The sequence below is a fragment of the Planctomycetota bacterium genome (assembly GCA_021414025.1).
Taxonomy (GTDB): Bacteria; Planctomycetota; Phycisphaerae; order Phycisphaerales; family SM1A02; genus SYAC01.
In genome coordinates this window covers 174530-185594 of record JAIOPG010000005.1, presented here as the reverse complement: position 1 = coordinate 185594, position 11065 = coordinate 174530, and the positions used below count along the sequence as shown (strand labels likewise).

Genomic DNA, 11065 nt, shown 5'->3' with positions numbered 1-11065 from the left:
GATTAGCGAGCCTTTGTCCGGAATCGTGACCTCAGAAGGAACAGCACATGTATGGAAAGCAAACCGAAAGAGCCATCAGCGCCCTGAGTTACCTGGCCGAGGTATGGGACGGGGGAAAGACGCGCCTTTCAGCGGTGCAAATCGCACAGGAGCGTTCGCTGCCCAAAGCGATGGTTGCCAAAATTCTGACCACGCTCTCGCAGGCGGGGCTGGTCGTGGGATCCACCGGACCCGGCGGCGGCTACGCGCTGGCCAAGCCCCCGATCGACATCAAGTTTCACCAGGTCTTCGAGCTCTTCGAGCGCGAGAACAAGTCGCACCTCTGCCCCTTCGGTGGCGGCGTGTGCGGCGTGGGAGAGAATTGCGCGCTGCACGACAGCCTGGTGGCCACGCAGGTGAACATCAGGAAGTTCCTGCAGGAGACCACCTTCGAGATTTTCCGCCACGCGGCCCAGATCAAGGGATTGAAGCCGAGCAAGCCCACGGTGATTCCGGAAACGCCGCGCGAGAGCTTCCGGGCGCGGGGCGGAGCCAAGGGCGGCTGATGCGAGCACGAATGCGAAGCGGATGTGTCAAAGTCGCAGAGACGCCGCGGATCGGCTGGATTCAGCGCGTGAGCGCGTCGTAGAGCGAGCCCATCACCTCGTGCAGCGCCATCTCGGTCTGATGCAGGGCGCCGCCGCTGGGAATGAACGATCGCAGAGTGATCGCGTCGAGGGGCGGCGTTTGGAAATCCACCGGAAAGGAATGCACGCTGAGTCCCGCCTTGCGAAAGAGCTTTTCCGCGCGTCCCATGTGGTAGGCGGAAGTGACCAGCAGGATGCGCGGCGCGCCGGCTCGCGCATTTCCGAAGGACTCAAGTGCGGATGTCGCAGAATCGCCGGGCGTGGACATCGGCGCCGCACCCAGCAGCGTCGCCACCGCGGAGGCCTCCTGCTCGGTGTTGCTCACCTTGCCGGTGGTCGAGAGCGCCGTCCCTGGAATTCCAAAGTCGCGGGCGCGAGACATCAGCACATCGCCCACCAGCGGCGTGTTCGGGCTCCAGGCAGACCAGCCGCCCGTGAAGATCAGCCGCGGCGCCTTGCCGGCGCGGTAGAGATCGAAGCCGCCCAGGAAACGGTCGAACTCGCCGAACTCCATGGCCCCCGAATCGCCCGGAACCGCCAGCACGCCCTGGCTCAGGACCACGATGGCGTCGGCGACCGGCGCCGCGGCGATCGCCTGCCGCGCACGATAGCCCTCGACGGCGCGCATCAGGCCGTCGCTGGCCACGGGCAGGCTCGAGATCAGCAGGAGCGCCAGCGCCGCAATGACCGGCCAGCGTTTCTTGGTGAAGAACCCCGCAATCAGCAGGGCCGGCACAATCACCGATGGCATCACAAAGAGCGGAAGGATTTCGCGAAGCATCGACATCAGCCGCGCCGTAGCGACCCGGACTGAACCGCGTCGACCGACTGCAATGCGTCGCGCACCTCGGCCGCATGCCGGTGCATCGACATCTCATCGATCGTGTGGTGCACCAGGAAGGCAAGGCTGGATTCGCCCAGCGCATGCGCCACCGGCAGCGGGCTCTTGGGCGCCAGGCCATGCTCAGCGAAGATCGGTTCGCGGTAGACCTCGGAGCAGGAGCCCACGCTCGCCGGCAGGTTCGCCTGGGCCAGGGCCGAGAGCATTGAATTGCGGCGCTTGGCCAGGCTCTCGCCGGACTTCGCCTCGCTCTTCACCGCATAGGCCATGCACCGATAGTGGGCGTGTCCTTCGGGCGTCTCGGGAACGCGGAGTCCGCGCACGCTTCCCAAGGCCTCGCGCATGATCGCGGCATTGCGGGCCCGCCGGGCGACCCAGTCATCCAGCTTGCGAAGTTGGCAGAGGCCGATCGCCGCCTGCATCTCGGTCATGCGGAGATTGGTGCCCTCGTGCCGGACCAGCCAGCGGAAGCCAAGCTCGCTGCTCTTCGCGTGGGAGAGGTCGTAGTCCTTGCCGTGCTGGGCGAATTGCCACGCCTTCTTCCAGAGGCGCAGATCGGGCGTGCAGAGCATGCCGCCCTCGCCGCCTGTGGTCATGATCTTGTCCTGGCAGAAGCTCCAGCTGGAGAAGACTCCCCAGGTGCCGATGGCGCGTCCATCGATGCCGGCCCCATGGGCCTGGGCGCAATCCTCGATCACATGAATGCCGTGCTTCGCGCCCCACGAACTGATGCCGGGCATGTCGCATGGCCAGCCGGCGATGTGCACGGGAATGCAGGCCTTGGTGCGCGAGGTGCGGACGGCCTCCATGCTCTCGACGGTCACGTTGCCGCTGTCGGCGTCGACGTCGGCGAAGACCGGCTTGGCTCCGGCGAGCACGACGCACATGGCGCTGGCGACATAGCTGCGCGGGCTGACGATCACCTCGTCGCCGGCGCCGATGTCCAGCGCGCGCATCGCCGCGTCCAGCGTGAGCGATCCATTGGCCATCGCCAGCGCGTGCACGCCGCCGTGGGCGTCGCTCCAGGCGCGCTCGAATTTTTTGCACTGGTCGCCGGTCCAGTAGTTGACGCGGCCCGAGCGGAGCACGGCCTCGACGGCGGCGAGCTCGTCGGGCTCGAAGATCGGCCAGGCGGGCAGGGCGGTGTTGTGGGGTTTTTTCACCAAGGATCGAGTTCCCGAAGGGTGTCGGCGGGATTGCCGACGACCAGTGTATTGGCCGGGACGTTGTCGATGACGACCGAGCCCATGCCCACGCCGCAGCCCCGGCCCAGCGTGAGGCGCTGCCGGATGGCGGCGGAGGTGCCGATGTCGACGCCGGGACCCGCCGAGACATTGCCCGACAGGGACGCCAGCGGCGCGAGCGAAGTGAAATCACCCAGCTCGCAGTCGTGGCCGAGCGCCGCCAGGCGGTTGATGCTGACGAATTTTCCGATCTCGATGTTCACCGTCATCTCGACGCCGCCGAGAATTGTTGCACCGTGGCCGATCGTGACCGAAGCGTGCACCGCGACGCCGGGATGGATCACGCTTCCCCAGCGCGGCGTTCCGAGCGACTGCATTGCGCTCACGACCTTGCGGCGCAGGCGCGGATCGTTGATGCCGACGACGAATTCGTGATCGGGCCATCGCGTCCATTCCGCGACCTTGCCCAGCACCGGCCATCCCTCGGGGGTCTTCTCGTCCAGCATGTCGTCGAGGAAGCCGGCAAACTCCTTCTCGGGATGATCCTGCAGGAAGGTGTGCGCGACTTCGCGGCCATGGCCGCTGGCGCCGACGATGATCAGGCCCTTGCGGCTCATCGATGCGCACCCTGCGCTTTCGCTGGTTCCGCAGCGGAGCGCGAAGCGCCGGTGAAGGGCGGCATCGTCGCGTGACCCTCGGCCGCGACGCCCTGTCGCGAGAGCACCCGCCAAAGCGTCAGCCAGAGAATCTTCAGATCAAGTCCGAACGTGCGATGGTCGACGTACCAGACATCCAGCCGGAACTTCTCCTCCCAGGGGATGGCGTTGCGCCCGTTGACCTGCGCCCAGCCGGTGATCCCAGGTGTGACCTCGTGCCTTCGCATCTGCTCGGCAGTGTAAAGCGGCAGGTACTCCGGCAACAGCGGGCGCGGACCGATGAGCGACATCTCGCCCACGAGCACATTCCAGAGCGTCGGCAGTTCGTCGAGGCTGGAGGCGCGCAGGAAGCGACCGAGAGGGGTCTGTCGCAGGGCGTCGCTGGCGAGTTCATCCTCGCCGGCGCGAGTCAATCGCATGGTGCGGAATTTGTGAAGCGTGAAAATTTTGCCGTCACGGCCGGCGCGTTTCTGCGAAAAGAGAATCGGCGCGCCCAGCCGCCATCGAACCAGGATCGCCACGATCGCAAGCACCGGAACCAGCACGATCAGCAGGATCAGCGAGGCGAGAAGGTCAAAGAGCCGCTTCATGGAGATCAGCGTAACGCAGGCGCCGGCAGGCGGCCGTAGTACTCCTGGAGCGCGTCGACCAGCATCTCCTGGCGGAAATGCAGGGCGACGCGGCCCAGCGCCCGCTCTCCCATCGCCTGTCGTCCGCGCTCGTCCAGTGCCAGCTGTTTCATCGCGGCCTGGAGATCCTCCGCACTGCCGACGCGAACCAGCAAGCCCGTCTCGCCATCGGCGATCGCGTCGCGCACTCCGTAGATGTCGGAGCCGATGCTGGGAATTCCGCACGCGGCCGCCTCGATCACGACGGAACCGAAACCTTCGCGGTAACTCGGCAGCACGAAGAAGTCCGCCGCGGCCATGAATTCCTCGGGCTTGGCGGTGAAGCCGATCCAGCGGAGCCGGTCGATCACCGGTGCGAGCGTGGCGCGGGCGGCGGTTTCCATTCCATCCTCGTCGGGGCCGACCACCACCAGATGCAATTTCGGACAGGCCTTGGCCGCGCCCAGGAACGCCGTGGCCAGCTCGCCGATGCCCTTGTCGCGCGTCACACGACCGATGAAGAGCGCAACCACCGCGTCGCCCGGAAGGTCATGTTCGACCCTCACCTTGGATCGCGCCTTCGGGTCCGGGCGGAAGCGCGACAGGTCGACGCCGCAAACCGATCCGGCGGCAAGCACTTTGATGCGATTCCTTTTCGCCACGCCCTCGGCGACCAGGAACTCCGCCTGCGAGCGGCTGTCCGCCAGCAGGTGGGTGGCGCAGCGCGCGGTGACACAATCCATCGACTTGATCAGCGTCCGCATCAAACCGCGCCGGGTCGCCCAGACCTGCCCCGTGAACCAATGGATTCGAATCGGCACGCGGGCCAGGCGCCCCGCGACCATGGCGATCAGTCCGGCCTTGGGTGAGATGGAATGGACGATGTCGAAGCGCTCGCGGCGCAGCAGCCGCCACAGCGCCGCCAGGGCGAGGAAGTCCCGGATCGGCGCGATCGGCCGGGCGATCGGGATCGTGACCAGCGGAATGTGACGCAACTCCGGACGGAGTTGATCCGAACTTCCATTCAAGGCGATGGTGACGCGGTATCGCTGCGAGAGCGCGACGATGTGCTGCGTCATGAAGGCGTTGACCGTCATGGGCGCCGCCGCCACGATGCAAATCCGGGCTCTCGCGTCGCCGGCGGGAGGGCTCACGGCCTTACCCCCACAAGGTCCGCGATGGAGTCGGGCATCGGCCGCACGAAGGTGAATCCCAATTCGCGCACGATCCGGTCCGACGGATAGTGCGTGCGGTTGGTCAGCGCCGCCAGGCGGCCGCCGGTGATGGGCAGTTGCATGCGACCCTCCAGTGCGCGCACCAGAAGTCGCAGCGGCCACGCGGGCAACCGGAGCCGCGGCGGCCGGACTTCGACCAGCTGAGCGATGCGGTCGATCAGTTGCTCCCACGCACAGTCGCTGGAAATGTTGTAGACGCGGCCGGTCGGCGCGTCGCGGCAAGCCAGCAGCGCGCGGACCACGTCATCGACGTGGACGTAGGTGGCAATCGATCCGCGCGGACCGATGTGGACGAAGCGTCCGCGCCGCACGGCGTCGATCAGCGCGAAGACCGATCCATTCTGCATCCCGACGCCGACGACGTTCGAGGGGCGCAGGATGGCGAACTCCATGCCGGAGATCCGGCTCGCCGCCTCGACCAGCCGGTCGGAGGCGAGCTTGGTCCGCTCATATTCGTTGCCGGGAACGGGCGGTGTCTTCTCGTCGACGACCCGACCCGACGGCGGGCCATACACGCCCACGCTGCTCAACTGGATCCAGCGGCGGACGCGGTCATCGGCGGCTTCGAGCAGGTGCTCGGTGCCAAGCACATTCACCTCCTGCATTCGTTCGGGGTCGCGAAGCTCGGCCGCCAAATGGAAGAGCGTGTCGACGCCCTCCAGAAACGCCGGGTCGACGGGATGACGGAGATCCCCCTGGAACCATTTCACCCCGTGAAAGATGCCGGAAGAATCGCGCAGACGGCGGCTGAGGATCCGCACCTCGTCGCCGCGCTCCACCAGCGCCCGCACCAGCGTGACACCGATGAATCCGGTGGCTCCGGTCAGGGCGACGATGCGGGGTGGGGTCTGAGGCATGGGGGGATTGTCGTCAAAAGTGCCGCAGCATGTTGCGGCGCGGGCGCGTCAGGCGTGGCGCATCCCGGCGCGGATGCCGGAGAAGAAGCCGACGATGGGCTTGAAGGTGAGGTGGCGCAGCGAGAAGGCCGCACTCGACAGACCGATGCCCAGCAGCAGCCACGCCAGCGCCACCGAGTCGCGCCAATCGCGCCGGTGCTTGCGGTGGAACTTGAAGAACTCCTGCACCTTGCGCGACTCGCGCCGCCCGTAGGTGTCGCGGCCTGCGGGGGCGAAGTGGTGCGCCAGTCGCGCCCGCGGATTGATGTAGAGGCAGGGGCCGTATTCCCGCTGCACCCGCGTGGAGAAGTCGATGTCCTCGAGCATGTGGAAGCCGGTGGCGAGGTCGAAGGGCACGCGCTCAAAGACGCCCCGCCGCCATGCGGAGATGCCGCCCGAAAGTGCATGTGACGGAATCAGGCGGGAGCGGTTCGGATCCGATTTCAACCGCTCCAGATTGCCATACACCCGCGGCCGGGGGTCGTCGAAGACGCCGCGGTGGAACAGCTCGTGGAAGAACACATACGCGCTGCCGGGCCTCGGCGTGTTGGTCACCACGCCGGAAGCGCCCTGCATGCCCGCGTCGCCGCGAAAGGAAGCCTCGATCTGGGCCAGGTACTCGGGTTCCAGCACGATGTCATCCTCAAGAAAGCAGACGATGTCGCCGGTGGCCCGCCGGGAGCCGACATGCTTGGCATGAATGAGTCCGGAGATGTGGGTGTCATGAATGTAAACCAACGATCCCGCAGTTCCCGCCACATGGTCGCAACGCGCAAGATCATCGCGATCAAGAGGCTCGGTGCTTTGATCCACCACGACCAGTTCGTCCGCCCGGCGCAGCTGCTTCTCAATCGACTCGACGGCGACCATCAGATCTCGACGTCGGTTTTTGGTGGGGATCACTACGCTGATGCGCATCGATGTTCGAAGCGTATCACGCCGAACATGGAGGTCAGGCCGGCGATGAACTGGCCGCAGGCCGTGCCGACGATGAACCAATAGCGAACGTCTTCCAGGATGGCGTGAATCAAGAGAGGCGTGATGCCGACGATCAGGAAGATCAGCGTGCCGAACAGGCTGAACTTGCCGCGCATCTTCAAATACCTTCCCAGGCCGAAGAGCAGCACCACCAGGAAAAGACTGACGATCGCAAAGGTCCCGAAATTGTCGGTGAGGGTGCTGTGCCCGCCCTCGTCGAACAGCCGGTCGCCGAATCGGGAGAGCTTGATGTCAAGCGAATAATTCTCCAGGAAAATCGGATAGAGGAACAGATAGACGAACAGCAGGCCCAACAGGAATCCCCCTTGAAAATATCGAAAGGGTCCTTTGCGGGATGGGAAGAAGAGGGAAAGCACGAACAACATGCTGCTGGTCGTGCTGCCGGTCAGCGCGAAGGCCACCCCGGTCAGGAACTTGACGGTCTTGCCGCCGTAGCTTCTCGAAGTCGCCAGCTGTCCAAAGACGAGGCATTCGAAGATCGAGAGATAGATCGTGCTGGGAAAGATTCCGGGAGGGCGGGATTGATGAACTGGGACGAGGCGCGTCTCGCCGTCGAGAAAACTGTTGTAGGAGGTCCAGTCCGGGGAATAAAATTGGAAGCGATACAGCAGGGAATCGACTCCCAGCACCTGCAGGAGAATGAGGACCGCGTTGAGAAGCAAGAGCATCCGGAGCGATCGGTTCAAGAAGCGATCGGCCCGCGCGACGCAGCCATAGCCGTAGGCGAACATGAGCGCCGCCGCCAGCGCCTTTGAGGGGCTTCCCAGGACCGTGGCGGCGACCAGGAAGAGGACCACCACGAAAAATCCCATGAAAGGAAGGTCGCAGTTTTTCAGCAGAAACATGCCCGCCAGCGAAAGGATGACCACGTTGGACGCGGTGCGGACGACCGAATCCTCATACAGCCAGTTGATTTGGTACTGGAAAAAAAGCAGCAGGACGGGCAGCTGAACCAGCAGGATGAATGGAGAAAATGTCTTCGACAATCCTGCTCTCTTTCGCGGTGCCGCCGCGTGGCGCCGGCAATTGTAGTTGCTCATGCGGAAGGACGAAGTGCGAGCGCCGCGAGCGCGGCGGGATCGAGCGGGGTGAAGAACTCCGTGCTGTGGGTGTGTGCCACGGAGCGGCGCCGCTCGAGTTCACCGGAGGAGAGACCGGCGGCATGTCCGATGGCCGCGCCCAGTTCCGCGGTGGTGGTGACGGTGTGGATGCAATCCTGAATCTCGTGCATCGGATCGATGGTCATCTCGTCCACCGAGAGCCGCAGGTAGATCGGCCGCAATCCCGCGGCGACCGCCTGCACCGCGGCCGTGCTTCCGCGGTAGAGAACGAATGCACAGCGGGCGAAGTCATCGGTGAGCGACCGATCGGAGTGGATGATGTTTGGTGGAAGCCCTCGCAGCCCGGGATGGCGCGAGGCCAGAGCCTTGAATTGGATGAGCGGGTGCAGCCTCCAGATGAAGGAAATGTGCGGCAGCGCTTTGGCGCAGGCAATGGAAAACTCGAAGAGGCGCAGACACTCGCCTTCCAGACCCTCGGGCAGCACCAGACAGGCGGTGTGGGTGGAGTCCGCCTTCGGGGGGCCACCAATCGACGGCGCCGCGACGATGGTCGGAAACGCACGATTTGATCCCAGCACCGAGACGGGCATGCCGACCAGACCGGGCGAGCTTTCGAGCTGGCGCTTGCCGACCGCTCCCGCAGTGACGATGTGATCGGGATTCATTGTGGGGGAAAGGCGCCGCCGGATCGCATGCTGCCGCCGGAAGACCGCGGCGTGCTGATAGCCGACGCACCGAATTCCGGGCGCGGCTTGCCGGGCCGCCTGGAAGCAGACACGCTCCCAGGCGTGTCCTTCGTGCGTTGTCACCAGCGTTGACGGCTTCAGGCAAGCGACGAGCGCGGCGATCTGCGATGCCATGCGCAGCGCCGCGGACGCGCCGCCCGCTCTCGCCTCCTGCGCGGCCCGAAGGAGGACCCTTCGATCGAGTTCGGAGTCCGGGCGACCCGCCTCCACGCGCAGCCGCCTGGATTCCATCGCGAGTCGCCGGGCAATCGCTCGCTCCCCGCGCATGGAAAGCGTATTCGACAGAAGGATGCGCGGCACGGCGCCCGTCTTCCACCGGCCGCGAAAGTCCGACGCCGGCCGCCCGGAATGGTTGATCAGGGCGATCGCCGCGGTCATCCCCATGTCGGCGAGCCGCTCGGGGGCGTCGCCAAAGTAGAAATCGTGGGGCTGGGACGCCTGGGCAGCGCTGAGCAGGTGCGACACGAAGAGGACATCAATCTTCGCCGGAAGCACCTGATCGCAGTGCCAGGGAGGGCCGCTCTGCCGAAGCGATCGCGCCGCCTGGCGCAATCGAAGGGCAAGCGCGCGCATCCCACCGATCAAACTCCGCTTCGCGCCGCGCAACATCGACGGCGCCTCGAAAAGTTCCGCGTAGTTCTCCAGAAAAACCGGATGCTCCCGGATGACGTGGAGCCAGGGAATGGAAGCCCGCTCCGGCGAATCACCGCCGGCCCGAAGCGCCCGGTCGCAGGCCTCGCACAGATCGCGGTATTGAGTTTCGGTGAACGAAATCGCTCTTTCCCCGGCGGCTCAGATGCTGAATCCGGCCGCGAGCGCGTCGTTGTGGAACATCTTGACGGTCTCCAGGGAGTACTCGTCGAGATTCTTGCCCACCAGCTCGAGCTTTTTGAGCACGTCGTTGGTCACGGTGATGATGTGGCAGCCGACCGAGTCGGCGTGGAAGACATTGAGCAGTTCGCGCGGGCTGGCCCAGATCAGTTCGGCCTTTGGCAACGGCTCGAGCATCCGCACCGCCTCGTGCATCATCGGCACCGGATCGACGCCGGTGTCCGCGATGCGCCCGGCGAAGATCGAAACGCAGCTGGGCACCTGGGGATCCAGACAGGCCGCGATCTCGCGCACCTGCTTGAGCGTCATCAGGGCGGTGACATTGAGCTTGATGCCGCGCTTGGAGAGGTTGCGGACCAGGTCGCAGGCGGACTGCCGCTTGGTGTTGGTCACCGGAATCTTCACATAGACGTTGCGCCCCCAGCCGGCGATCTGGATCGCCTGCCGCTCCATCTCCGCGAAGTCATCCGAGAAAACCTCGAACGAAATGGGCTTGCTGGGAATGTCCTTCAGGATGTCCAGGGCGAAGGCCTTGTAGTCGGTGATGCCAGCCTTGCGCATCAGGGTCGGATTGGTGGTCAGCCCCTGGATGTGCGGCTTGGCGGCCATCTCGAGCATGCCCGCCTTGTCGGCGCCATCCGCGAAGAGCTTGACCTTGAGGTTGGCGATCGAGGGGGAAGACACACTTGGCGCGGACTTCGGTTTCTGGACCAGCGTCATGGATCGCTCCTTATTTCTTGCTCGATTCCCACTTGTTGGACATCATTTGCAGCCGCGGATCCGAGACCAGCAGATGCCAGACCAGGGCCTGGAAGGACTCCGTGTGAGGCGTCACCATCGACGCGTTGACAGTCGGCACGATCACGCAGGCGCTGGCCACCGAGGCGGTGTAGCCGCCGTCGCGGCCGAGCACGCCGATCACATCGGCGCCGACTTCCTTGGCGAGCTGGACCGCCCGCACGATGTTCGGGCTGATGTTTCGGGCCAGGTCGCCCCCGCCCACCGAGAAGACGAAGAGCATGTCCTTGCTGGAGAGATGGCTGCACTTGAGCCACGCCGCATAGGTGGTGTCCCACCCCTCGTCGTTGGTCCGCGCCGTCAGCTCGCTGATATTGTCGCTGGGGGAGTAGGACTCGATCCCGGCGAGCTTGCGGAAATCGTTGACTGCGTGCCCCGCATGGCCGGCACCGCCGCCCACGCCGACCAGAAAGAGGCGCCCCTTGCGCTCGCGCAGCTTCACCAGGAGCAGGGTCATCTTCTCGATCGCCGCCCGGTCGATTTGGTCGAGAATGTCCTTGGATTCGTCCAGATATTGGTCGGCAAAAAGCTTGGTGGTGGTGGTGCTCATGGTTCGGTCCGTGGGTTGCGGATGGTATCAGAAA

Annotated in this window: 12 protein-coding genes; 1 reads left to right on the top strand and 11 read right to left on the bottom strand. The window is 65.1% G+C overall.

What is annotated here, in order from left to right:
* The first annotated feature begins 47 nt into the window (after positions 1–47).
* The gene (locus K8R92_07040; GenBank protein MCE9619648.1) at positions 48–545 is read left to right on the top strand and encodes an Rrf2 family transcriptional regulator; all 498 of its coding nucleotides are present in this window, start codon (positions 48–50) and stop codon (positions 543–545) included.
* Positions 546–606: 61 nt separating this feature from the next.
* Here K8R92_07040 and K8R92_07035 read toward each other — a convergent pair whose 3' ends face one another.
* The 11 genes from K8R92_07035 to K8R92_06985 form a co-directional block, all read right to left on the bottom strand.
* Entirely contained in the window at positions 607–1413 is an 807-nt protein-coding gene (locus tag K8R92_07035; GenBank protein ID MCE9619647.1) for a YdcF family protein, read from the bottom strand.
* The gene (locus K8R92_07030) at positions 1413–2606 is read right to left on the bottom strand and encodes a DegT/DnrJ/EryC1/StrS family aminotransferase (protein MCE9619646.1); all 1194 of its coding nucleotides are present in this window, start codon (positions 2604–2606) and stop codon (positions 1413–1415) included. The genes K8R92_07035 and K8R92_07030 overlap by 1 nt, the downstream gene beginning before the upstream one ends.
* Before the next feature lie 20 nt (positions 2607–2626).
* On the bottom strand, positions 2627–3268 hold the full coding sequence (locus K8R92_07025) for an acetyltransferase (GenBank protein MCE9619645.1): 642 nt from the start codon (positions 3266–3268) through the stop codon (positions 2627–2629).
* A complete protein-coding gene (locus tag K8R92_07020; protein ID MCE9619644.1) occupies positions 3265–3897 on the bottom strand; it encodes a sugar transferase in 633 nt (210 codons plus the stop codon). Before K8R92_07020 ends, K8R92_07025 begins: the two co-directional genes overlap by 4 nt.
* Before the next feature lie 5 nt (positions 3898–3902).
* On the bottom strand, positions 3903–5069 hold the full coding sequence (locus K8R92_07015) for a glycosyltransferase (protein MCE9619643.1): 1167 nt from the start codon (positions 5067–5069) through the stop codon (positions 3903–3905).
* Positions 5066–6007: an NAD-dependent epimerase/dehydratase family protein gene (locus tag K8R92_07010; GenBank protein ID MCE9619642.1), complete on the bottom strand. Its 942-nt coding sequence runs from the start codon at positions 6005–6007 to the stop codon at positions 5066–5068. Before K8R92_07010 ends, K8R92_07015 begins: the two co-directional genes overlap by 4 nt.
* Positions 6008–6055: 48 nt before the next feature.
* Positions 6056–6964, bottom strand: coding sequence for a glycosyltransferase (locus K8R92_07005; protein ID MCE9619641.1), 909 nt, complete (start codon positions 6962–6964; stop codon positions 6056–6058).
* Entirely contained in the window at positions 6949–8031 is a 1083-nt protein-coding gene (locus tag K8R92_07000; GenBank protein MCE9619640.1) for a hypothetical protein, read from the bottom strand. Before K8R92_07000 ends, K8R92_07005 begins: the two co-directional genes overlap by 16 nt.
* 50 nt (positions 8032–8081) lie before the next feature.
* Positions 8082–9425: a hypothetical protein gene (locus K8R92_06995; GenBank protein MCE9619639.1), complete on the bottom strand. Its 1344-nt coding sequence runs from the start codon at positions 9423–9425 to the stop codon at positions 8082–8084.
* 219 nt (positions 9426–9644) lie between these two features.
* Complete coding sequence (locus K8R92_06990; GenBank protein MCE9619638.1) at positions 9645–10403, bottom strand: transaldolase; 759 nt, start codon at positions 10401–10403, stop codon at positions 9645–9647.
* A 10-nt stretch (positions 10404–10413) separates the two neighbouring features.
* Positions 10414–11031 (bottom strand): SIS domain-containing protein, encoded by a 618-nt coding sequence (locus K8R92_06985; protein MCE9619637.1) that lies wholly within the window; start codon positions 11029–11031, stop codon positions 10414–10416.
* Between the last annotated feature and the right edge of the window lie 34 nt (positions 11032–11065).

Bases quoted from the DNA above. Each gene is read 5' to 3' on its own strand.
- K8R92_07040 (MCE9619648.1), top strand. From the start codon at position 48: ATGTATGGAAAGCAAACCGAAAGAGCCATCAGCGCCCTGAGTTACCTG.
- K8R92_07035 (MCE9619647.1), bottom strand. From the start codon at position 1,413: ATGTCGATGCTTCGCGAAATCCTTCCGCTCTTTGTGATGCCATCGGTG.
- K8R92_07025 (MCE9619645.1), bottom strand. From the start codon at position 3,268: ATGAGCCGCAAGGGCCTGATCATCGTCGGCGCCAGCGGCCATGGCCGC.
- K8R92_07020 (MCE9619644.1), bottom strand. From the start codon at position 3,897: ATGAAGCGGCTCTTTGACCTTCTCGCCTCGCTGATCCTGCTGATCGTG.
- K8R92_07010 (MCE9619642.1), bottom strand. From the start codon at position 6,007: ATGCCTCAGACCCCACCCCGCATCGTCGCCCTGACCGGAGCCACCGGA.
- K8R92_07005 (MCE9619641.1), bottom strand. From the start codon at position 6,964: ATGCGCATCAGCGTAGTGATCCCCACCAAAAACCGACGTCGAGATCTG.
- K8R92_06995 (MCE9619639.1), bottom strand. From the start codon at position 9,425: ATGCGCGCGCTTGCCCTTCGATTGCGCCAGGCGGCGCGATCGCTTCGG.
- K8R92_06990 (MCE9619638.1), bottom strand. From the start codon at position 10,403: ATGACGCTGGTCCAGAAACCGAAGTCCGCGCCAAGTGTGTCTTCCCCC.
- K8R92_06985 (MCE9619637.1), bottom strand. From the start codon at position 11,031: ATGAGCACCACCACCACCAAGCTTTTTGCCGACCAATATCTGGACGAA.